General features: G+C 73.3%; 18 protein-coding genes. 9 read left to right on the forward strand and 9 right to left on the reverse strand.

All coding sequences use genetic code 11. The annotated features are described in order from the left end of the window. The first annotated feature begins 43 nt into the window (after positions 1–43). Both WMF22_RS47680 and WMF22_RS47685 read left to right on the forward strand, forming a co-directional pair. Positions 44–1,390 carry a DUF1552 domain-containing protein gene (locus WMF22_RS47680; protein WP_438034079.1) on the forward strand — a complete coding sequence of 449 codons (1,347 nt, stop codon included), beginning with the start codon at positions 44–46 and terminating at the stop codon, positions 1,388–1,390. 255 nt (positions 1,391–1,645) lie between these two features. After that, positions 1,646–2,191, forward strand: coding sequence for an HdeD family acid-resistance protein (locus tag WMF22_RS47685; protein ID WP_438034080.1), 546 nt, complete (start codon positions 1,646–1,648; stop codon positions 2,189–2,191). Between the two features lie 42 nt (positions 2,192–2,233). On the opposite strand, the gene WMF22_RS47690 is transcribed toward WMF22_RS47685, so the two are convergent. Next, positions 2,234–3,082 (reverse strand): hypothetical protein, encoded by an 849-nt coding sequence (locus WMF22_RS47690; RefSeq protein WP_437296467.1) that lies wholly within the window; start codon positions 3,080–3,082, stop codon positions 2,234–2,236. 148 nt (positions 3,083–3,230) lie between these two features. Here WMF22_RS47690 and WMF22_RS47695 point away from each other — a divergent pair, with 148 nt between their 5' ends. The 6 genes from WMF22_RS47695 (at position 3,231) to polA (ending at position 12,406) form a co-directional block, all read left to right on the forward strand. Then, positions 3,231–3,971, forward strand: coding sequence for an SDR family oxidoreductase (locus WMF22_RS47695; RefSeq protein WP_012241275.1), 741 nt, complete (start codon positions 3,231–3,233; stop codon positions 3,969–3,971). Positions 3,972–4,068: 97 nt separating this feature from the next. Next, complete coding sequence (locus tag WMF22_RS47700; protein WP_438034081.1) at positions 4,069–5,607, forward strand: aminopeptidase P family protein; 1,539 nt, start codon at positions 4,069–4,071, stop codon at positions 5,605–5,607. Positions 5,608–6,079: 472 nt separating this feature from the next. Then, complete coding sequence (locus WMF22_RS47705; protein ID WP_438034082.1) at positions 6,080–8,014, forward strand: S8 family serine peptidase; 1,935 nt, start codon at positions 6,080–6,082, stop codon at positions 8,012–8,014. Between the two features lie 86 nt (positions 8,015–8,100). Beyond that, on the forward strand, positions 8,101–8,307 hold the full coding sequence (locus WMF22_RS47710; protein WP_437296471.1) for a hypothetical protein: 207 nt from the start codon (positions 8,101–8,103) through the stop codon (positions 8,305–8,307). Positions 8,308–8,326: 19 nt separating this feature from the next. Beyond that, positions 8,327–9,670, forward strand: coding sequence for a carboxypeptidase regulatory-like domain-containing protein (locus WMF22_RS47715; RefSeq protein WP_438034083.1), 1,344 nt, complete (start codon positions 8,327–8,329; stop codon positions 9,668–9,670). Between the two features lie 33 nt (positions 9,671–9,703). Beyond that, a complete protein-coding gene (gene polA / locus WMF22_RS47720) occupies positions 9,704–12,406 on the forward strand; it encodes a DNA polymerase I (protein WP_438034084.1) in 2,703 nt (900 codons plus the stop codon). A gap of 308 nt (positions 12,407–12,714) precedes the next feature. On the opposite strand, the gene rpsT is transcribed toward polA, so the two are convergent. The 4 genes from rpsT to WMF22_RS47740 form a co-directional block, all read right to left on the reverse strand. Further along, positions 12,715–12,999 carry a 30S ribosomal protein S20 gene (rpsT, locus tag WMF22_RS47725; protein WP_438034085.1) on the reverse strand — a complete coding sequence of 95 codons (285 nt, stop codon included), beginning with the start codon at positions 12,997–12,999 and terminating at the stop codon, positions 12,715–12,717. Between the two features lie 13 nt (positions 13,000–13,012). Then, the gene (locus WMF22_RS47730; protein ID WP_044967265.1) at positions 13,013–13,201 is read right to left on the reverse strand and encodes a hypothetical protein; all 189 of its coding nucleotides are present in this window, start codon (positions 13,199–13,201) and stop codon (positions 13,013–13,015) included. Positions 13,202–13,296: 95 nt separating this feature from the next. After that, positions 13,297–14,802, reverse strand: a complete 1,506-nt coding sequence (locus WMF22_RS47735) for a hypothetical protein (protein ID WP_438034086.1) — start codon at positions 14,800–14,802, stop codon at positions 13,297–13,299. Then, positions 14,799–15,386 (reverse strand): RNA polymerase sigma factor, encoded by a 588-nt coding sequence (locus tag WMF22_RS47740; RefSeq protein ID WP_012241290.1) that lies wholly within the window; start codon positions 15,384–15,386, stop codon positions 14,799–14,801. Before WMF22_RS47740 ends, WMF22_RS47735 begins: the two co-directional genes overlap by 4 nt. A gap of 569 nt (positions 15,387–15,955) precedes the next feature. Here WMF22_RS47740 and WMF22_RS47745 point away from each other — a divergent pair. Continuing rightward, on the forward strand, positions 15,956–17,293 hold the full coding sequence (locus tag WMF22_RS47745) for a S41 family peptidase (protein WP_438034087.1): 1,338 nt from the start codon (positions 15,956–15,958) through the stop codon (positions 17,291–17,293). Positions 17,294–17,338: 45 nt separating this feature from the next. On the opposite strand, the gene WMF22_RS47750 is transcribed toward WMF22_RS47745, so the two are convergent. From WMF22_RS47750 to WMF22_RS47765, 4 genes are all read right to left on the reverse strand, one after another. Continuing rightward, positions 17,339–18,586: an FAD-binding protein gene (locus tag WMF22_RS47750; RefSeq protein WP_437296477.1), complete on the reverse strand. Its 1,248-nt coding sequence runs from the start codon at positions 18,584–18,586 to the stop codon at positions 17,339–17,341. Continuing rightward, positions 18,565–20,346, reverse strand: coding sequence for a glycerol-3-phosphate dehydrogenase/oxidase (locus WMF22_RS47755; RefSeq protein ID WP_438034088.1), 1,782 nt, complete (start codon positions 20,344–20,346; stop codon positions 18,565–18,567). Before WMF22_RS47755 ends, WMF22_RS47750 begins: the two co-directional genes overlap by 22 nt. Positions 20,347–20,440: 94 nt before the next feature. Further along, positions 20,441–21,184 (reverse strand): glycosyltransferase, encoded by a 744-nt coding sequence (locus WMF22_RS47760; protein WP_438034089.1) that lies wholly within the window; start codon positions 21,182–21,184, stop codon positions 20,441–20,443. Beyond that, complete coding sequence (locus WMF22_RS47765) at positions 21,181–22,530, reverse strand: protoporphyrinogen/coproporphyrinogen oxidase (protein WP_438034090.1); 1,350 nt, start codon at positions 22,528–22,530, stop codon at positions 21,181–21,183. Before WMF22_RS47765 ends, WMF22_RS47760 begins: the two co-directional genes overlap by 4 nt. Positions 22,531–22,619: the final 89 nt, after the last annotated feature.

The raw sequence follows: 22,619 nt of genomic DNA on the forward strand, positions 1-22,619 counted from the left end.
GCTTTTCGCACACGGTTCGACCGACGGAAGAGGAGTGTCGCCAGTGAAGATCTCGAGAAGAGCTCTGCTCCGCGGGGCGGGTGTCGCGGTCGCCCTGCCGTTCCTCGACGTGATGCGGCCCCAGCGCGCCAGCGCCGCGCCGGCGGATCCGAAGCGCTTCGTGGCGTTCTTCGTCCCGAACGGCACGGATCCCGGGGCGTGGCACCCGAAGACGGAGGGGCCGCTCTCGGCGGAGGGGCTGCCGCCGTGCCTCGTCGACATGAACGGCTTCGACGCCGAGCGCGAGTGGCCGGCGGGGGACGCGATCTGGCGCGACGTCACCATGGTGTCCGGGGTCGACCACCAGGTGATCTGCTCCGACATCCACAGCCCGGCCATGGCGCTGTGCGCCCACTCCGACGGCGGCGGGACGGCCGTCCCGCGCAAGGCCACGCTCGACCAGTACCTCGCCAACCACATCGCGGCCGAGACCCCGTTCCGCAGCCTCAACCTGTCCCCCACGGGCGACACGGCGGTCACGCAGGGCTTCATCTCGTTCAGGGACGGCGGTCAGGTCGAGGATGCGTTCCGCGATCCGGCGAAGGTGTTCGACACGCTCTTCAGCAACATGGGCAACCCCAGCGAGGAGATGGACGACATCCGGCGGCGCCGCGCCAGCGTCCTCGACTGGGTGCGAGAGGACGCGAGGCGCCTGAACCTGCGCCTCGGCGCGGCGGACCGGGCGCGCGTGGAGCAGCACCTCGAGTCGGTGTTCGAGCTGGAGAAGCAGATCCAGTCCACGACGCAGGCGGGCTGCACCGTCCCCGGCGCGCCCACGAAGGGGCAGAGCTTGCACGGCAAGTTCAAGCAGATGATCGATCTCGGGCTCCTCGCCCTCACCTGCGACCTGACGCGGGTGCTCGTCCTGCAGTACTCGAACAGCTGGGGCCTCGACTTCGCCGGGTACGATCTGCCCGACGGCGTGGGGGACTGGAGCGACCACTTCATCTCGCACAAGCTCGGCGATCGCGACCGCGCGACCGATCTCGACGGGCTGCCGCAGGCGGAGGCGATGCGCATCGCGAACGCCCGCGTCGTCCAGACCTCGCGGTTCAAGGTGCGCCGCTTCGCCTACCTGCTCAACGCGATGAAGGCCGCCCAGACGGCGACGGGCAACCTGCTCGACGAGTCGCTCGTGCTCTACACGTCAGAGAACGGCGACGGGGACTCCCACGGTCGGACCAACATGCCCATCATGCTCGCCGGCCACGTGGGGGGGTTCCAGACAGGCCGCGCCATCAAGGCCAACAAGCCCCCGACAGGCGCGCTCCATTGCTCCATCATTAACTACTTCGGCGTCGAGCTGTCGGAGTACGGCGACCCGGCGGGCAAGCCGATCGCCGGCCTGTGAACCTCGCGCGCCGCGAGGCCCGCCCGTGACACCTCCCAGCGCTCGACCTTCGATGGGCCCGCCTGCTCGCGGCTGCTGAGCAGCTCGCTCGCCGCTGTCGGGCAGGGGACGTGCATCCAGCCCGGGCAGTGTGACGCCGCGCGGGCATGAGCGGCACAGCGTCTCCGCCGCGCGCGCGGCGGAGACGCCGTGCCGCTCAGGCCGCGCGCGTCCGCCGGGTGTGCGCGACGTGGATTCCAGAGAAGGGGGTGAGGCATGGAATCGCTGGGACGGTACTGGTGGCTGCTGGCCCTGAGGGGCGTGGTCGGGATCCTGTTCGGGATCTTGTTCTTCGTGTGGCCGATCCCATCGCTCGCCACGCTCGTGCTGCTGTTCGGCGTGTGGGCGCTGTTCGACGGCTGCGCCGCGTTCGCGTCCGCGATCAGCGGCCGCGGCGGCGTGTATTCCGTGGTCGAGGGCATCTTCGGCGTCGGGATCGCGGTGCTGACGTTCTGGCGGCCCATGATCACTGCGCTCACGCTCTACGGCGTGGTCGCCGCGTGGGCCATCGTGATGGGCATCTTCAAGATCGTCAGCGCGGTGAAGCTCCGGCACGTGATCGACAACGAGATCTGGCTCGGGCTGAGCGGCGCCGCCTTCTTGATCTTCGGCGTCATGATGGTGGCGCTCCCGGCGGCCGGCGTGCTGGCGCTCGTCTGGTTCATCGGAGCGTTCGCGATCGCCGAGGGAGCGATGCTCATCGCGCTCTCGCTGCGCCTGCGCCGCGTGCCGAGCGTTGGCGCGCCGCTGCACATGCCCTGACGCCCGGCGGCCGGCGGGACGCCATGGACCTGAGCGCGCCCGTCAATCGATCTGCAGGTGGTAGTGCGCGGGCGTCGTCTCCTCGATCACCAGGACGCCCCCGACCTCCGCGGTGCTCTCGAGGAACGCGCGCTTTTCCTTGGGCGACATGGTCCTGTTGCGCACGTCGACGGCGCCTTTGCGCAGGTGCGCGGAGACGTAGATCCCCCGGTCGATCTGGCCCTGGATGACGGCCTCCATGGCGGCCACCACCTGCTCCGGCCGCTTGCGGGAGTTCGCCTTATAAGCCTTCTTGATCTCCTGGACAGCCGCCTTGTTGCGGTAGAGCTGGAGGAGGTCCTCGCCGAGCCTGAGCTTCGTGAACATCGCCCTGGCCTGGCGGTTCGCGTCGCGTGTCCCGCTCGTGATCACGAGGTGCTCGCGCGTGCGTCGCGCGTAGCCCTGGTCGATCTGCTCGACCTTCGCGGCGATCTTCGCCGGGAGCGTCACGCCCGGGAGCACCTCGTACGGCGGCGGGGCCCACGGCTCCGTCGGCACGGCCTTCCCGAGCGCCGTCAGGGGCGGCAGCTGCGCGCGCCGCTCCTCTTCCTCCGACGGCAGCTCGTCGCACTCGGGTCGGGTCGCCGGCGCGGCGGCGCGCGGCGCGGCGCTCGCTGTCCCGGCGGCGCGCGGCGCGCTCGGGGCCCGCGGCGCGGCGCTCGCCGGCGCCGCGGGGGCGCTCGCGCCGGGCGGATCGAGGCCCGGAAGGCCGATGCTGGGCAGATCGATCGACTCGAGCCGCTCCCTGCATCCAGCCGCGCAAAGCAGCGCCGCGGCGAGGGCGCGCAGGCGGCGCGGCGGCTCCAGGGAGCGTTCCTGTGCGGCTGCTCGGCGTGTCGGAGGCGTCGGCAAAGCCGGTCCAGCGTGCCATGGCGCGCGGCGTGGGCGAAAAAAACGGCGGCGCGCGGCGTGCGGCGCGCGACGTGCGGCGTGCGGCGTGCGGCGTGCGAACGTAGACCGACTCGACGCGCGGGGCCCCGCATCGACTACACAGCTCCCCATGCCCCATGCTCCCCTGACCGGCCGTATCGCCCTCGTGACCGGCGCCGGCACCCGCCTCGGCGCCGCGACGGCCCGCGCGCTCGCGGCCGCCGGCGCCGACCTGGCCGTCCACTACGCCACGAGCGCCGCCGGCGCGGAGGTCGTCGTCGACGAGGCGCGCTCCCTCGGCCGCCGCGCCGCCGCGTTCCAGGCGGACCTCCACGACCGGGGGGCGCTCGCCGCGCTCGCCCGCGCGGTGCTCGACTGGTCGTCTGGCCGGCTCGACCTCCTCGTCCACAACGCGGCGAACTTCGATCGGGTCCCGCCGGCCGAGCTCTCCGCCGACGCGTGGGATCGCGCCATGGCGCTCAACGCGACCGCGCCGTACCTGCTCACGCTCGAGCTCGCCCCGGCGCTCCGCGCCTGCCGCGGCAGCGTGGTCGCGATGGTCTGCGTGAGCGCCGAGCGCCCCTGGAAAAATTACATTCCGTACTCCGTGTCGAAGGCCGCGCTCGCGCACCTGGTCCGCGGCCTCGCCGTGGGGCTGGCGCCGGAGGTGCGCGTGAACGGCGTCTCACCCGGGACGGTGCTGCCGCCGTCCTCCTACGACGAGGCCACGCTCGCTCGCCTCCGCGAGCGCATCCCGCTCCAGCGCATCGGCGAGGCGGAAGACGTCGCCCGCGCCGTGGTGTTCCTTGCTGAAAACGACTTCATCACCGGCCAGATCCTCGCGGTCGACGGCGGCGTCTCGGTCGCGTGACGCGCCGCCTTCTCGCACGGGTCGATCCGCCCCAGCGTGAACGGGCGCGCGCTTTGGCTTGAACGACCTCACCTGATCGACCCATAGTTCGAGCCTCATGAGCCACACGCCCGAGACCAGCGCCGCTCCCCTCCAGGCAGATCCTGCCCACAGCGCGCCCGCCGGCGGCGCCCCGGCCGAGGCGGCCGCGGCTGCGGCTCCCGGCGCGGAGGCCAAGCCGGCGAGCCACGACTCGACGCTGCCGGAGGCGCTCGTCGCGTTCATGCTGGAGCGCTGGGCGCCGGCGTCCGGTGAGCTCCCGCAGGCGATCGCGCACGCGGAGGTGTTCGCTGCCCGCCGCCGCGCCCTGTCGAAGCTCTTCCCGGCGGAGACGCTCATCATCCCCACCGGGCACGAGAAGGTGCGCTCCAACGACACGCACTACCGCTTTCGCCCAGGCTCGGACTTCTTCTACCTGACGGGCAACCTCGAGCCTGACTGCGTGCTCGTGCTGCAGCCGCAGGAGGGGGGCGGGCACCGGGACATCCTCTTCGTCGAGCCGAACCCCGGGCGCAGCGACAAGACGTTCTTCACCGATCGCGCCAAGGGCGAGCTCTGGGTCGGCCCCCGCCTCGGCGTCGAGCAGAGCCGCGCGCACTTCGGCGTCGACGAGTGCCGGGGGCTCCCCGAGCTGGACGCGTACCTGAGCGGCCTCGTCGGCACGGTGACGCGCCCCCACCGCGTGCTCCGCGGCATGTCCGAGCGCGTCGACAAGCTCCTCGCCCGGCACGATCGCGACAAGCAGCTCGGCGAGGCGCTCTCGGAGGTACGCCTCGTCAAGGACGCCCTCGAGGTGCAGGAGCTCGAGGCGGTCGTCGCGTCGACGAAGCGGGGCTTCGAGGACGTCATCCGCGCGCTCCCCCGCGCGCGGAGCGAGCGGGAGGTGGAGGGCACCTTCAACCTGCGCGCCCGGGTCGAGGGCAACGACGTCGGTTACGGGACCATCGCCGCGTCGGGCCACCACGCGTGCATCCTGCACTGGACGAGGAACGACGGCGCGCTGGAGGCGGGCAAGCTCCTCCTGGTCGACGCCGGCGTCGAGGGCAACGCGCTCTACACGGCCGACATCACCCGGACCCTGCCGATCAACGGGACGTTCTCCAGGGAGCAGCGCGAGATCTACGAGCTCGTGCTCGAGGCGCAGGAGGCGGCGATCCGCGAGGTGAAGCCGGGCAACGACTTCATGGAGCCGAACCGGGCGGCGATGCGGGTGCTCGCCCGGGGGCTCGAGCGGCTCGGCATCCTCCACGTCTCCGCCGAGGAGGCGCTCAAGGAGGACAGGCAGCTCTACCGGCGGTATTCGCTCCACAACGTGAGCCACATGCTGGGCCTCGACGTGCACGACTGCGCGCAGGCGCGGCAGCAGGTCTACAAGTTCGGCAAGCTCAAGGCGGGCATGGTGCTCACGGTCGAGCCGGGGCTGTATTTCCAGCTCGATGACGAGACCGTCCCGGCCAGGTACCGCGGGATCGGGGTGCGCATCGAGGACGATATCCTCGTCACGGAGACGGGGTATCGGAACCTGTCGAGCGATATCCCGAGGTCCGTGAGCGACGTGGAAGCGTGGATGGCGGGACTCTGGGGCACGCCGAAGTGAACTGAACGGCGGGCGGGGGAACGGTCCACGAGCGAGAAGGCGGGCGTGCCCAGACGCGGGGGCCGCCGGTGGAGGGTGGGGCCGCGCGGGAGGGCGGCGGGGGTCCCCCCACAAACTCGCGCCTTTTGGGGGCTACTGCCACACAGGAGGGTGGGGTGGGGCTGGGGGCGACTCGCTTCGATGCGGGCCGGCGCTCGGGTTTGTGGGGCCCACCCCCGCCGCCCTCCCGCGCGGCCCCACCCTCCACCGGCGGCTCTGCCAGGAGGAGCGGTGAGCGGGAGCTTGGGCAGCCGAGCTCGGGCTTGAGGGGATGGGGCGGTGTTCCAGGAAGTCCGTGGTTGGGGGTGGCGCCATCGGGACACGGCGACGGGGGCGAGGGGGGCTGGCGCACGGACGCAACGGGCGCGGCGAGGATGCTGGAGCGATGGCTGCTCGCGGGCGGCGGCGCTACCCTGGCGATGAGGAGACCCGCATGCACACGTCTCGCCTTCTGCGTTGGCCAGGGACCGCAAATGTCCGAACCGGACGCGCGCTCGCGACGTCGCTGCTCGCTGCGACCGCGCTGGTCGCCGTGTCGGGCGCGGTCAGGGCCGACGACGGGACGGACAGCCAAGGCGCCGGGGCCGCCCTCGCGGCGCGCTCGCCAGGGATGCTCGAGCCTCGCCTCCCCGGGTACGTCAACCCCGCGCTGCCCGTCGACGTCGGCCCGTCGCTGCGCGGCACGGACCTCCTTGTTGAACCGGTCGCGACCGCGGGGGAGCCGCTGCACGGCCTGGCCTCCGAGCTCGACGAGACCAGCTACGACATCCCCGGGCAGATCGTCGTCGACGCGCGCGACGACCTCGATGACGCCTCGCTCGCGGACCTCGTGCGCGACTTCTCGCTGCGCGTGATGCCGACGGCGCTCACGTCACAGACCAGGATCCAGATCGCCACGGTGGACGGGCCGGTCAGCGCGACGCTGGAGCGGCTCGCGCGCGATCCGCGCGTGGAGGCGGCGGAGCCGCTCGCCTGGGTGCGCGCCTCGTTCGTCGCGAACGACCCGCTGATGAAGGACCAGTGGCACATGGCGCGCGTGGGCGCCGAGCGCGCGTGGGACTTCGCCTCCGGCCGCGGCGTCACCGTCGCCGTCGTCGATACGGGCATCGCGTGCGAGGACCACGGGCCCTTCACCAAGGGGACCGACCTGGCCTCGACCGAGTGCGTGGAGGGATGGAACTTCGTCACCAAGACGAACCACGCGAACGACGACCAGGGGCACGGCACGCACGTCGCCGGGACGATCGCGCAGTCGACCAACAACGGCCTCGGCGCCGTGGGGCTCGCGTTCCACGCGCGGCTCATGCCGGTCAAGGTGCTGAACGAGAGCGGCTGGGGCACGACCGCCGACGTGGCCGACGGCATCCGGTGGGCGGCCGAGCACGGCGCCCAGGTCATCAACCTGAGCCTCGGCGGCCCGCGCAACTCCAAGGTGCTCCAGAGCGCGATCGACGACGCGGTCGCGCGCGGCGCGGTCGTCGTCGCGGCGGCCGGCAACACCGGCGGGCGCGTGCAGTTCCCCGGCGCCTCCGATGGCGTCATCGGCGTGAGCGCCACCGACGCGAACGACAAGATCGCGCGGTTCTCCTCGCGCGGCCAGGGCGTCGACGTCGCCGCGCCCGGCGTGAACGTCACCCAGCAGACCATCTGCAACCGCGGGCGCGACAAGTGCCAGAATTTCTACGCGTACAGCGGCACCTCGATGGCCGCGCCCCACGTGGCCGGCGCGGCGGCGCTGCTCGTGAGCCTCGGCGTGACGGACCCGCGCGCAGTCGAGGACGCGCTCCGCGCAGGCGCGCGCGTCGTCGACGAGTCCGACGGCGGCAAGCTCCTCTACGGGGCCGGCATCCTCGACGCCGCGAGCTCGGTCGTGCGCGTGACGCAGAGCCACATCGTGGTGCGGCTGCTGGCGCTGCTGGTGCTCGCGACGTGGGTCGCGCGCCGCGCGCGCAAGAAGGACGCGACCGCCACGAGCCCGTGGCGGGCGAGCTTCCTCCTGCCGGCGCTCGCGGCGGGGCCGGGGCTGTTCTTCTTCGCGCCGTGGCTCCTGCCGCGCGTGGAGCTCGCCGTCGACGTGCTGGCCCGGCCGATCGCCGACCTCGACCTGCTGATCGGCGCGTCGGTCCACCGCTGGCTGCCGCTCGCCAACGCGCTCGTCCCGCTCGGCCTCACGGCGCTCTTCTTCGGCGTGAAGCGGCTCCGGCCGGCGATCGCGGGCTTCGCCGTCGGCACGGCGGCCTACCTCACGTCGGTCGTCCTGCTCGGCGAGGCCGCCGGTCCCTTCGGCAGGATGGCCCTCGTCGTGTGGTGCGCGGTCAACGCCGCGGCCTGCCTCTGGATCGCCCGGACCAACCTGTCCACGCGCTGAGCCGGCGCCTGCCGCGCTCGCTCCACGGCCGGGCGGCGCGCCCGGCCGCCATGACCACCCTGCAAAAACGAGCTAGGATGCCGGCGATGCGGTCCGGCACCTTGCTCCTACCTTTCATGCTGCTCCTCGGGGCGTGCGGCGGCTCCTCCAGCGAGACGCCGTGGCCCGCCGAGCCACGGGGCCCCGCGCTCGGTCCCTCGGACGAGGCGTCGCCGGACGGGACGGCCGACCCGAGCGCGGCCCCTCGAGGCGCGGGCGAGGGCCCGGCGAACGAGGCCGACGCCGGCCGGTGAACCGGCGGCGGAGGATGGCATGGCGGACATCCGGACGGCAGGCGCGCAGCGGAGGGCCTGGCTCTCCGCCGCGCTGCTCTCCGTCGCGCTGCTGGTCATGCCGCTCCTCGTCTGGCTGCTCCTGCCGCGCCCCAGCCCCGTGATGCCGCTCCGGCGCGAGCCGGCCGCCGCGCTGCTCCCTCCACCGCAGCCGGAGCTCACGGCGCCGCGCGAGGTCGAGGCGCCGCCGGCACCGCCCGCGCCGCCAGCGCCCCCACCGCCGCCGCGCGAGGTCACGGCCGCGAGCGTGGGGCCGGTCCGCGGCGTCGTGCTGGATCCGGAGGGCCACCCCAGCGCTGGCGCCATGGTCAGCTGCCGCGAACCGCCGGGCGCATCGGCCAGCGCCGACGGCGAGGGGCGCTTCGAGCTGCCGCCCGAGGCCGACGGCTGTACCGCCACCGCCGCGCAGCCTCCGTACGGCGACGCCGAGCCCACGCGCCTCGCCGCGGGCCGCGACAACGTCCTTCGCCTGCTCGCCGCGGGCGCGATCGTGGGCGAGGTCGTGGATCCATCGGGCAGGCCCGTCGAGGCGTACCTCCTGGCGATCGAGTCGTTCACGCCCGCCGGGTCCGGCGCGCACGCGGGCGTGAACGGCCGCGCGCGCAAGGTGTCGGATCCGGGCGGCGCGTTCCGGTGGGACGCGCTCGCCCCGGGCCGCTACGTGCTGACGGCGAGCTCGGCCGGACGCCCGCCTGCGCGGAGCCGGCCCGTCGACGTCGAGGCGGGCCGCGCCGCCGAACGCGTGCGGATCGTGCTGGCGCAGGGCGCGACGCTGAGGGGCAGGGTCGTCGACGCCGCGTCGCGCGCGCCGGTCGTCGAGGCCCAGGTCGAGCTCGACTCCGCGACCTCGTCGGGCGCGAACGCGATCTCGCTCGCGCTCACCGACGCGAACGGCGACTACGAGCTCGAAGGGGTGCCGGCCAGCGGCCCGTTCTCGGTGCGCGTGCGCCACCAGCAGTACATGGCCAAGATCGTGTCCGGCCTCGACGCGCGCGGCGCGCAGTCGACGCGCGTCGACGTCGAGCTCCGCCAGCTGGACGACGGCGGGGCGCGCGAGGAGCTCACGGGCATCGGCGCGATGCTCTCGCTCGCCTCGGGGCGCGTGATCATCGCAGGCGTCGTCGAGGGAGGGCCCGCGGCGTCCGCCGGGCTCCTGGCGGGCGACGTCATCGCCCGCATCGACGGCCGGCCCACGACGGAGCTCGGGCTCACCGACTGCATCCAGCGCCTCCGCGGCCCGGCGGGGACGGTCGTCTCGGTCGGCGTGGAGCGGGAAGGGCGCACCCTCGACGTGACGATACGGCGCGACGTCGTGGTTCGGTGAACGGCCGCGCGCCGAGGTGCTAAGGGTCGGTCCATGTCCACGCGCCCTACCGCGCTTCCCCCGGCCGGAGCTCCGGACGTCCTCTACCTCGTCGACCTGTCGGGCTACGTCTTCCGCGCCTACCACGCGATCAGCCCGCTCTCGAGCCCGAGCGGCGAGCCGACCCACGCGACGTACGGCACCGTCGCGATGCTCACGAAGCTCGTGGAGGAGCGGAAGCCCGCGTACCTGGGCGTGGCGATGGACTCGCCGGGCAAGACGTTCCGCGACGAGCTCGACCCCCGCTACAAGGCGCACCGGCCGCCGCCGCCGCCCGACCTCGGGGTGCAGATGAGCCGGTGCCGGGAGATCGTCGAGGCGTACCGCATCCCGATCTTCATCCAGGAGGGCCTCGAGGCGGACGATCTCGTCGCCGTCGCCGTCGCGCGGGCCAGGGAGCGGGGGCTGCGCGTCGTCATCGCGTCGAGCGACAAGGATCTGATGCAGCTCGTCGACGGCGAGCAGGTGATGCTCTGGGACGCGATGCGCGACAAGGTCTACGGGCACCCCGAGGTCATCGCGAAGTTCGGGGTGCCGCCGGAGCAGGTGCGCGACCTGCTCGCGCTCGTCGGCGACACCTCGGACAACGTCCCTGGCGTCCCCGGCGTGGGCCTGAAGACGGCCGCCGAGCTGCTCGCGCAGTTCGGCTCGCTCTCGGCGATCTACGAGCGCATCGGCGAGGTCAAGAAGCCCCGCATCCGGGAGTCGCTCCAGCAGAACGAGGCCGACGCGCGCCTCTCGCAGAAGCTCGTGACGCTCGACGGCGGCGCGCCCGTGTCGCTCGACCTCGAGACGCTGCGCTACGGCGGCGCGGACACCGGCAGGCTCCGCGAGCTCTTCACCGAGCTCGGCTTCTCGCGCTTCCTGAAGGCGGTCCGCGCCCCCGAGCCGACCGCGCGCGCGGCGACCTACCGGGTCCTGACGACGCGCGAGGAGCTCGAGGCCTTCGCCAGGTCGGCGCGCGCGGCCGGCCGCCTCGCCCTCGACGTGCTCGCGACGAGCCGCGAGCCGATGAGCGCCCACGTCTGCGGCGTCGCGCTCGCCTGCGAGCCGGGGCAGGCCGTGTACGTCCCGCTGGGCCACCGCTACCTCGGCGCGCCGGCCCAGCTCTCGATGAGCGACATCGACGCGGTGATGGGCCCGCTGCTCGCCGACCCCGAGCTCCCGAAGGTCGGCCACGACGTCAAGTTCTGCGAGGTGATCCTCCTGCGGCACCGCATCGGGCTCGTGGGCGTCTCCTTCGACACGATGCTGGCGAGCTACCTGCTCGATCCCGAGGCGAAGAACCAGCTCCACGAGCTCGCCGAGCGCGAGCTCGGCGCCAAGATGCAGACCCTCGACGAGGTGGCCCCGAAGCGCCGCGGCCAGGCGCAGCGCGCCCTCGACGAGATCGAGCTCGGCGAGGCGTCGAGCTACGGGGCCGCGTTCGCCGACGTCGCGCTGTCGCTCACCGACCGGCTGCGCCCGCGGCTCCGCGCCGAGAAGCTCGAGGACCTGCTCGTGCAGATCGAGCTGCCCCTCTCCGCCGTGCTCGCGGAGATGGAGCTCACGGGCGTCCTCGTCGATCCGCAGGCGCTCGCGCAGCTCGGCGCGCAGATGACGACCGAGCTCGCCGCGCTGGAGCAGAAGGCGCGCGAGATCGTGGGGCACGACATCAACCTGGCGTCGCCGAAGCAGCTCGAGGCGGTCCTGTTCGACGAGCTCAAGCTGCGCTCCCAGCGCAAGACGAAGACCGGCCGCTCGACCGACGCCGACGTGCTCGAGGCGCTCTCGGAGGAGCACCCGTTCCCCGGGGTGGTCCTCGAGCACCGCGCCATCGCCAAGCTCAAGGGCACGTACGTCGACGCGCTGCCGCGCCTCGTGCACCCGGGCACGGGCCGGATCCACACGCGCTGGGGCCAGGCCGTGGCCGCGACAGGGCGGCTCTCGTCGCAGGACCCGAACCTGCAGAACATCCCGATCCGCACGGAGCTCGGCCGGATGATCCGGCGCGCGTTCGTGGCGCCGCCCGGGAGCGTGATCGTGAGCGCCGACTACTCCCAGATCGAGCTGCGCGTCCTCGCGCACCTCTCGAAGGACCCGGTGCTCGTCGACGCCTTCCGCACCGGGCAGGACGTGCACGTGCGCACGGCCATGGAGATCTTCGGCGTGGACCAGGCGGGGGTCACCGCCGAGATGCGCCGCCGGAGCAAGACGATCAACTTCGGCGTGATCTACGGCATGGGCGAGTCGGCGCTCGCCAAGCGGCTCGACATCTCGCGGGCGGAGGCGGCGCGCTTCATCGACGCCTACTTCGCGCGCTACCGGGGCGTGCACGAGTTCATGGAGGGGACGATGGCCGAGGCGAAGCGCTCCGAGTCGGTGCGGACGCTGCTCGGCCGGCGCCGCTTGCTCCCGGATCTGCGCAGCAGCGACCGCATGCGCCGCGCTCAGGCGGAGCGCATCGCGCAGAACACCCCCATCCAGGGGACGGCGGCGGATCTCCTGAAGCTCGCGATGGTGCGCGTCCCGCGCCCCGTCGTGCCTGGCGCGCGCATGGTGCTCACGGTGCACGACGAGCTCGCGTTCGAGGTGCCGGCCGAGGCCGTGGACGAGGCCAAGGCGAAGGTGCGGGAGGCCATGGAGTCAGTCTTCCCGCTCGACGTCCCGCTCGTCGTCGACGTCGGCCACGGACCCACCTGGGCCGACGCTCATTGAAGGGGCGGGCACCCGCTTCGGAGACGGGCCCATCTCGGCGTTTTCGGTGCTCAGCGTACCGGAGTACGCTTCCGCGCCGAAAACGCCGAGCTGGACCCGTCTCCTGTGCGGGTGCCCGCCCGCTGGCGTCATGGAGGGAGAGGAGAGAGGGGCGGAGAGAAGAGGCGCGCTCTCCGGGGCTGTGACGGCGGCGGCGGGACGGCAGCGAGGGTCTACTGCAACGGGGGGCTACGGTGTTGCGGGGAGACAAAACGACGACGCCCGCTGCACCTTGCGGTGAGCGGGGCGTACGTGCGGAAGGGGTGTTCTCAGCTCGCGGCGGTCTTGGCAGCGACGCTCGCCTTGTGAAGGGCGAGGGCGAGGCGGCTCTTCACGCGCGACGCGCGCTTGGCGGGGATCGTCCCCTTCGACGCGGCACGATCGAGCGCGCTCACCGCGGTGGTCACCGGCGCAGCGGACTCTTGCGGAACGCCCTTCAGCGCGGTGCGCGCCTTCTTGACGGTCGTGCGGAGCTCCGACTTGATGGCGCGATTGCGCGCGGTCCTCGTGATGCGCTGGCGGTTGCGCTTGTCGGCAGATGCGTGATTGGCCATGAGAAAAGCTCTCCTACTTCTTCGCCTGCGCCTCGGCGGGCGTGGCAGCGCGCAGGGCGTCCGGCGCGTTCTGGTCGTAACCCGCCGGATGGATCGGGAACGCGGGGGTGCCGTGTGCGCGCTCGAAGCGCTTGCGGCGGGTACCCGCCGTGCGCGCCTTGCGCCGGCGGATGCGCTGGGTTTGCTGAGTCGCGGAAACCATGGGGGCGCGCATTCTACCCACGGGGGGGGCTGTGTCAACCGGGAGGTTTTCTGCCCTCCGCGAGGGCGCGTCGGCGTGCGGGTGCGTGGTCAGGGCTAGGGCCGGATCGTCGCGCTGACCGAGAAGGACGGCTTGGAGAAAGGACCCACGTTGGCGCCCTTGAGCGCGGACTGCACGCAGCTCGACTGGCCGTTCGACGCCGCCCACCCGCTGACGCTGACCTTGCTCACCTGGCCTGTCGACGAGAACGTGATCTGCGCGCGCGACACGTCGTTCGCGCCCGCGACGCACGCCTTGGCGCTGCCCATGACCGAGCCGAGCGCGGCCTGCACCGAGCCCTGCGACGGCTGCTCGGGGATGTTCTGCTGCCGGAGCGGACCCGACGCCGGCACCGGCGCCTCCGAGACGACCGAGGGCTGCCGCTCCGCATCGTCGCCCACGGCCGCCTGCATGGCCGAGGGGAGGTCCCCCGGCTTGCCAGCCGCCACCGGCGCAGCCGCCGTCTTTCCCTGCTCGGGCTTCGGCGACGCGACAGGCGTGGCCGGCGCCTCGACGGCCGCCGGCGCAGGAGCTCCGCCGCCGGCGGGAGCGGCGTGCGCCTTGGGCGCCGCGACGAGCTTCTCCTCCGCTTGCACAGGCTGCTCGACCACCGCGCGCTCCTCCGGCGCCGCAGCGACCGGAGCCGCCGGCTCCACCCGCGTGTCGCCGCGCGGCGCGGCGGGCGCCGCGACGGTGGTCGGCGCGGGCGCCGCGGTCGCCACGATCTCCTGCTGCGGCGGCGCTGTCGTCTTCACCATGACCGCGATCGCCGCCGCCAGCCCCAGGGCCGTGACGGCCACACCGGCGATCATCCCGCCAGATCGCTTCTTCGCTGGAGCCGCGGCCACGGGCGCGGACGGGGCGCGGCGCGCCGCCACCGGCATGACCGCCGCCGCCTTCGCGTCCTCGAACCGAGCCGTCGCGCCGTGCCGCGCCGTTTCGGAGGCCTCCACCTCCGAGGGCGCCGACGCGTTGAGCCGGTTCAGATCGATGACCCCGGAGTCCTCGGGCACCCCCTCCGCCGGCCGCAGGGACGGCGACGACGCGCGGGAGCCGCCGGAGAGCGAGCCGCGCCCCGGCAGCGGGGACACACGCCCTGGCGGCGCCGAGCTGCGTCCCGAAGCCGGCAGCGGGGTCGAGAGCGCAGCGCCGCTCATCGCGGGTATGCCGCTCGCGCGACCCGGCGCCTGGCTGACCCGCTCGGCGATCTCCTTCAGCGACTGGCGCCTCTTCTCCGGCGGCCGCGACAAGGTGCCGCCCGACAGGCTCTCAGGCTTCGAGGCCCTGGCTGCTTGTGATCCGTCCCCCATGGTGCTGCGTTCTCCTGACGCGCGTGCTTCGCGCGAAGCGTCCTCTGCCTGCTCCTCGCCTGGCGCTGCGGTGAGGTCGGGGGGGGCGAGCAGGTCGGCTGCCGCCGCGGTGTCCTCCGAGCGCCGGGAGATGGCGGCCTCGACGATGTGAGCGGCCCGCGTCTCCCACGCCTCCTCGTCGTTCGTCGAGGGCGCGGGGGCAGGCCAATCGTTGAGCATCCCGTCGAGGTCGAGCTTGTCGGTGACGTTCATTCGGCGTCCCCTCCGAAACCGCGCTCCGCGAGGTATGCACGGAGCTTGCGGCGCGCCTCGTGGACGCGCCAGGCGACTGTTCCTTCCGGACAACCCAGGATCCTGGAGGCATCTTCGTGGGGCACGCCGTCGATGCACACGAGGATGAGCGTCGTCCGCAGCGTGTCCGAGAGCGCGTCGATGCCGTCGCAGAGCGCGGCCGCGAGCTCGCGCCGCTGGGTCGACGCGGCCGGATCGACGCCGTGGCTCGGGCGCGTCTCGAGCAGCAGCGCCTCGATGCGCGGATCGTCCGCGGGGGTCGAGTTCTTGCTCGGCTTGCGGGCCCGGATCATGTTGAGCGAGAGGTTCACGGCGATCCGGTAGAGCCAGGTGAACGGCTCGCTCCGGCCATCGAACCGGTCGAGCGCCTGGTAGGCCCGGACGAAGGTCTCCTGCGTCACGTCCTCTGCCTCCGCGCCCGAGCGGACAAGGTGGAACGCCAGCCGGAAGATGCGCTTCTGATATCGACGAACCAGCACCCCGAACGCCTGGGCGTCTCCGCTCCGGGCTTGATCGACGAGCTCACGATCGGTGGGTTTGGCCATCCTAGCCGCCTCGGGGTGCGAGTTGTCTCCCGCGCACGGACGACAGCGCAGCCGCGGACACCTCCTCGCGACGGCCCCCGACCGTCTCGGCGAGAGAAGCCCCTCGCGGCGAGCCCCGCTTCGCGAGCGCGAAGCCGGGCGATGAGGAGGCAAGTTCCACGTTCAGGCGCGCGAAGATAGCCGAACACTCCTCTTAGGACAAACCATGCGCCCGGAGCTTGGGCGCCGTGATGACCTCGTCGACCGGCGGGCGATACGCCCGCGCTGGCACTTCGAAAGCCTGCGCGGCGTCGCCCGGCCCACCGCGCGCCGCGCAGGCGTGAGAACGAGCGCCGCGCAGGCGTGAGAACGAGCGCCGCGCAGGCGTGAGAACGAGCGCCGCGCAGGCGTGAGAACGAGCGCCGCGCAGGCGTGAGAACGAGCGCCGCGCAGGCGTGAGAACGAGCGCCGCGCAGGCGTGAGAACGAGCGCCGCGCAGGCGTGAGAACGCGCGCCGCGCAGGCGTGAGAACGAGCGCGGCCGTCGCCGGCGCACGGCGCCGCCGCCCGTTCCGCTGCTATGGTCGGCGGATGCAACGCTTCTCGAGCTGGATGCGCACCCTGGGGCTCATCGCTGCGGCCTTCGCAGGAGGGGCGGCGACTTCCCACCTCGCGGGCGCGAGCACACAGGCGCAGAGCCCCTACGCTCCGCTCGATCAGCTCGCGCGCGTGCTCGTGCTCGTCGAGAACAACTACGTCGAGCCGGCGCAGCGCAGCAAGATCCTCGACGGCGCCATCAAGGGGATGGTCGCGGAGCTCGACCCGCACTCGGCGTACATGAACTCCTCGGAGTTCGCCCAGTTCCAGGAAGAGACGGGGGGGACGTTCGGCGGCGTCGGCATCGAGGTCGACGCCAAGGACGACAACATCACCGTCATCGCGCCGATCGAGGGCTCGCCGGCGGCGCGGGCGGGCATCCGCCCCGGCGATCAGATCCTCGCGATCGACGGCCGCCCCGTCCGCGGCGAGCGCCTCGACAAGCTCGTGAAGATCATGCGCGGGGCGCCCGGCTCCCGGGTGAAGCTCACGATCCGCCGGCAGGGCGCGCCCGAGCCCCTCTCGTTCGACCTCACGCGGGAGCAGATCCACGTCACGAGCGTCGCGGCGAAGCGCCTCGACCGGGACATCGCGTACGTCCGCGTGAAGCAGTTCCAGGAAGGCACCCACGAAGAGATGCTCCGCGCCGCGGCGAAGCTGCGCGCCGCATCGAAGGCGCCGCTGGCCGGCGTCATCCTGGACCTGCGCAACAACCCCGGAGGCCTCGTCAACGAGGCCGAGGCCGTGGCCGACGAGCTCCTCTCCTCGGGGACGATCTACTCGACGCGCCAGCGCAACCAGGTCGTCGACGAGGCGAAGGCGCACGACGGCGGCGCGTTCGCCTCGCTGCCCATCGTCGCGCTCGTGAACGAGTACTCCGCGAGCGCCGCCGAGCTCGTCGCGGGCGCCCTGCAGGACAGCGGGCGCGCCGTGCTCGTCGGCGCGAGGACCTTCGGCAAGGGGTCGGTGCAGACGATCTACGAGCTGCCCGGCGGCGCCGGGGTCAGGCTCACGACGATGCGCTACTACACGCCGAACGGGCGCTCGATCCAGGCCCAGGGCATCCGGCCGGATGTCGTCATCGAGAGCGCGGCGCAGCAGGCCCCGGCCGCCATCCTCCGCGAGCAGGACCTCGAGGGACACCTCCCCGCCGAAGGGGCGATCGGCGACCGTTCGCCGAGGGCCGTGCTCGTGGAGAAGCGCGCCGAGACGGCCGCGGGGGCCGGCCCCGAGGGCGACATGCCCTCCGATCCCACCCGCGGGAGCGACTTCGCGCTCGCCGTCGGGTACCAGCAGCTCCTCCGCGCCATCCCGGCGATCCGCCAGCGCTGAGGATCGCGCGTCGAGCGACCTGCGCCGGGCGCCGCTCGACGCGCGTCAGGCCTCGGCGCCGGCGCGGAGCCCGGTCGTCACCGCGTCGAGCACGGTGCGCGCCCTCCCCGCGATGGTCGCCCCGGCCGCGAGGATCCCGGGTGCGGCGCGGACGCCCTCGCACCGCACCCCCACCGCCTCCAGCGCGCCGAGGCGCTCGCCGCGGGGCCACGCGACGACGTCGAGCTCCGGGCCCTGCATGGAGCTCACCACGCCGAACGCGCCGCGATCGTCGCCCATCGTGACGGGCGCCGCGATCGAGAGCGCGAACGGCGCGGCGCCGCGCGCGGGGAAATCGGCGCCGGCGCCGCTCTCGGGCGGCGTGTACGCGATCCCGCCGCCGGCCAGGCCGCCGATCGCCAGGACTACCCCGTCCGCCGCGAGCGGCACGTCCTCCCCCTCGACGTGGATCGTGACGCCTTCGTCGGGCGCCCCTGGTCCCGGGTGCCCGCCGCCCACCGCGCGCACGCGGCCGTGGCGCTGAGCCGCCCCGATCGCCGCGAGCAGCGCGTCGCGCGCCGCCTCGAAGCGCAGCCCCGCCGGCGAGCCGGCGCCCATCAGCGCCTCGCCCACCGGGACGCCGAGGCGGGCCGCGAGCGCCTCGGCCCGCGGAGCGCTCGCGCCGAGCCACGGGCCGAGCAGGATCGCCCCCGCGCCGCCCGCGCCCTCGAGCGCCTGGCGGAGCCGATCGAGGAGCCAGGCGAGCCGCGCCGGATCGTCGTGCCGGGCCGCGAGATCGCCGTCGGCGATGTGCCGCTCGTCGTCGAAGCGCAGGACCGGCGCGTCGACCGGCAGGAAGCGGAGCCCCCGCGCCCGGGCGAACGGCTCGTCCGTGAGCGCCTCCGCGAGCGCGTCCGCGTCCCACGCGGCGCGCGCCGCGCGCGGGACGAGGACGCGCGTGCGGCGGAGCGGGCCGAGGTCGAGCAGCGCGCGATCCCTGCCGCGGGCGGGGCGGATCCGCCCCGCGACGGTCGCGAGGCGCACGCCCGCCGCCTGCGGCAGCTCCCACAGGCCGAGCTCCGCCGCGAACTGCCTCGCCGCCGGCGCGAGATCGCTCGCGGGCAGGTCGCCGCCGAGCAGCCGCGACGCCCGCTCGATCTGCTCCCACGGCGCGTCGTCCACCGCGCCGCCCGCGAGCGCCGTCTCGCCGACGCCCGCGGAGATCACCGTGACCCGGGCCCCGCGCCGCCGCGCGCTCCACGCGGCGGCGAGCCCGGCGACGCCGGCGCCGATCACGAGGATCGATCGCGCCACGCCCTCTCCTCCGGCTCCCTCGCGGCGCGCTGCCCGCGACGATCGGCGTCCTCGCACGCCGCCGCCGGCTCGTCGTCCGCGGGCGCGCCGAGCTCCGACCTGACGCTGGCGATCGCGAGGGCCTCCTGCCGCGCCTGCTCCGGGCCGAGCGCGACCGCGCGGGTCACCGCCTGCCGCGAGAGGAAATTCGCCGCCTGCCGCATCCCGTCGCGCGGCGGGAGCGAGAGCTCCTGCGCCACGATCTGCCCGCACCGCGCCGCGCAGCGCATGCCCCCGCACGCGCCCAGGCCGAGGCGCGTGCGGCGCGCGACGTCGGCGACGCTCCGGGCGAGCTCGTGCCGGAGGACATAACGCACCTCGGCCTCGATCACGGGCTCGCAGGGGCACACCGTCGCGGCCTCGCGCGGCCGCTGCCGCACGCGCTCCTCGATCCGGAGCGCGCGCGAGCCGTGCCGGTACACGAGCCGCCGGGCGGCCACCGCGTCGATCTCCATCCGCCGCGAGAGCGCGAGCGCGTCCACCGCGCGATCGCCGCCGGGCAGCGCGGTCGTGTGCGTCACGCAGCGGGCGCCGAGGTCGAAGCGCCGCGAGAGCACGTCGGTCATCTCCTCGGCGAAGAGCCGGAAGCTGGCCAGCTTGCCGCCGATCATCGAGTAGAGGCCCGGCGCGCCGTGCGCCGCGTGATCGACGATCTGGTGCTCGCGCGAGAGGGCGTCCTCGGTGGGCCCGAACGCGTAGAGCGTGGGCCGCACGCCCGCGAACGTGCCGATCGCGCGCGCCTCGTGGATCTGCGGGAACACGCGGGCGATGCCCTGGACCAGGTACCTGACCTCCTCGCTCGTCGCGCGGACCTGATCGAGATCGCCGTAAAAATCGTCGTCGGTCGTGCCGATGACGCTCATGTTCTCCCACGGCTCGAGGAAGATCTGACGGCCGTCGATCGTCCTCGCCATGATCGCGTAGTTGGTGAGGCGCCGGTCGAACACGACGTGCACGCCCTTGCCGGGCCGCACGCGCGAGCTCGCGGCGGGGAGGCCGGCGAGGGACGATGTGATCGGCGACCACGCGCCCGTCGCGTTCACGACCGTGCTCGTGCGGAGCCGCCCGCCTTCGCCCGTCGTGCGGTCCCGGTAACGGACGGCGACGACCTCACCGGTGTCCTCGCGGCGCTCGATCCGCTCGACCGTGTGCCCCACGTAGACCTTGGCCCCGCGCTCGATCGCGTCGACCGCGTTGGCGACGCAGAGCCGCGCGCCGTCGATCCCCCACTCGTCGAAGCTGAAGCCGCCGACCAGGTCGCCGCGCAGCCCCGGCTCGAGCCGGCGGAGCTCGTCGGGCTTGAGGCGCGCGTGCGGCTTGCCGCGCTTGAGCGGCTGGTAGTTGTCGTACGCCTCGAAGAAGGCGTCCGCGAGCGGGTAGAGGAGGCGCCCGTGCCGCGCGTTCTCGAACGGGACGAGGAAGGGGATCCGGAAGAGCAGGTGCGGCGCGATCGCCTGGATGTGGCCCGAGTCGCGGCACGATTTCTCGGTCACCTGCGGATCGCTGGTCAGGTACCTGAGCCCGCCGTGGATCATGCCGCTCGAGTTGCCGCTCGCGCCGAACGCGAGATCGTTGCGCTCGAAGAGGGCGACCCTCAGGCCCCGCTGCGAAGCGTCCCGCGCGACCCCCACGCCGTTCACGCCGCCGCCGATGACCACGACGTCCACGTCGGTGTCCGCGCGGCGAGCCGGTCTTGCGGCGCTCGAGAGGAGGATCGTCACCTGCGGCGTATAGCATGCCAGAATTTTTCCACGAGCGGGCCCGGCCTCGCGCGCGGCGCTGCGAATGCTGCGCGAAGGCTGGAGGAGCCGGCCGTCAGCCGCGGACGCGGATGGCCCAGGTCAGCTTCGCGAGGCTGCGCAGCACGTTCGGGACGCGGCGGGTGAGGTTGATCGAGGGGCGCCGCTTCTCCAGCACGCGGACGGGGATCTCCTCGATCCGCAGGCCAGCGCGGTAGGCGCGGATGACGAGCTCGCTGGCGAAGACGTCCTTGTCCACGACGCAGTCGCGCGCGACCCCGAGGAGCGGCTCGCGCAGGAACGCCTTGAGCCCGTGCGTGTCCGTCCCACGGAAACCGAGCGTGGCGCGGAGGAGCCCGTTGTACACCTGGCTCGCCGCGTGCCGCGCCCACGGGCGATCGTCGCGCGCCCCCTGGATGAGCTTGGACCCGATCACCATGTCGACGCCGCCTGCCCGCAGCATCGCGATGGCGCGGCGGTGGAAATCCACGTCGCAGAGGTCGATCTCGTCGCAGAGCACGAAGCGCCCGCGCGCCCGCTCGATGCCCGCGCGGAGCGCGGCCCCGTAGTTCGGCTCGCCGATCGAGAAATGCCGCACCTCCGGGTACTTCTGCGCGAGCTCGCCGGCGATGCCGAGGGTCCCGTCGCGCGAGCCGTTCTCGGCGAGCACGAGCTCCCAGCGCCAGCCGAACGGCGAGAGCCGCTCGCGCAGATCCACGACGGCGGCGTGGAGGATCGCCTCCTCGTTGTAAACGGGGATGACGATGGAGATCTCCGGCGATCCGCCCGCGTCCTCGCGATCAGGCGCGGCCGTGCTCACGGCGCGCCTCCGAGGAGCGCGCGCGCGCGGTGCGCCGCGTCGCGCCCGAAGTGGAGCGCGTCCTCCATCGAGGAGTAGTTCCAGCCGCCGTAGCGCCCGCACGAGAGGATGCGCTGGCCCTCGAGGAACGGCCGCACCGCCTCCAGCGAGCCGAAGTAGCTGTGATCGAACACGACGTACGCGTGATCGATGCGGCGCAGGCGGGCGAAGCGGATGGCGCTCGGGGCGGGGATGAGGCCCATCTCGACGAGGCCTTCGGCGACGCGGGGGAGCAGCGCCGCGAGATCGGGCTCGGCGCGATCGGCGAGCTCGACGTAGAGGCCGGCCTTGCCTGGCGGGGCCATGGCGGCGGAGAAGTGGGAGTAGCAGCCCACGCGGTAGAACGGGTACTTCGCCTCCGGGACGTACACCCAGTGCAGCGGCTGCCCGCACGGGGTGTCCAGCGCCACGTCGAGGTAGTAGAGGTGCGTGCAGCGCAGCCGGGAGGCCGCCTCGCCGACGGCGCGAGGCGCGTCCGAGAGGAGCCTGACGAGCGCGGGCAGCGGCGCGGACGAGACGAGCACGTCGTACCGGACGATCTCGTCGTCGAACACGAGCTCCCGCGCGCGCCAGTCGATCGATCTGGGAGAGCGGCTGAGCTCGATCGCCGGCGTTCGCGCGTCCCGTGGCCGCTGCTCGGCGAGCGCCCGCGCGAGCCCGTGCGTCAGCTGCCCGATGCCGAGCCGCGGGTAGAGGAACCTCGCGTTGTAGCCGAGCTCCCGGTCGTTCAGCCCGACCGCCCCGGCGAGCACGTCCTCCAGCTTCGGTATCGGGACGAAGCGGGAGCACCAGTCGGCGGTGATCTCGCTCGGGTGCACGCCCCAGAGGCGGCTGTTGTAGGGGATCATGAAGTGGCGGCTGATCCCCTCGCCGAAGTGCGCCAGACAGAACTCCTCGAAGTTCCTGGGCAGAGGTCTGTCCTTGGCGAAGTGCGCCTCGATGAAGCCGCGGAGGCAGTCGTAGGCCACCGCGGGCGGCAGGCCGAAGGTGTTCGCCTGGAACGGATAGCGGGTGTACGTGCCGTTCGACCAGATCATCGAACGTCGCTCGATCTCGAGCGGGTCGGGGCCCAGCCAGCTCAGCGCGAGCTCCCGGGTCGCGGGGTCGCGCAGGTGGAGGAGGTGCCCTGTCCGGTCGAAGCGGAAGCCGGCGTCCTCGAGCGTGATCGCGTGGCCGCCCGGGCGCGGCAGGCGCTCGAACACCCGGTGCGGCACGCCGGCCCGTCCCAGATGATACGCGGCTGCCATGCCCGTCAGGCCGGCGCCGAGGATCGCGACGGGAACGCTGGAGATCGTGGGTCGGGTCATCGCTCGCGGCCCGGCCGCGGCCGCGAAGACACCATCTCCCTGGTGCGTCGTCAAGGCACGCTGCCGTCCAGGCGCTCCTCGGCTCATGC

The sequence above is a fragment of the Sorangium sp. So ce204 genome, from assembly GCF_051526795.1.
GTDB classification, from domain to species: domain Bacteria; phylum Myxococcota_A; class Polyangia; order Polyangiales; family Polyangiaceae; genus Sorangium; species Sorangium cellulosum_B.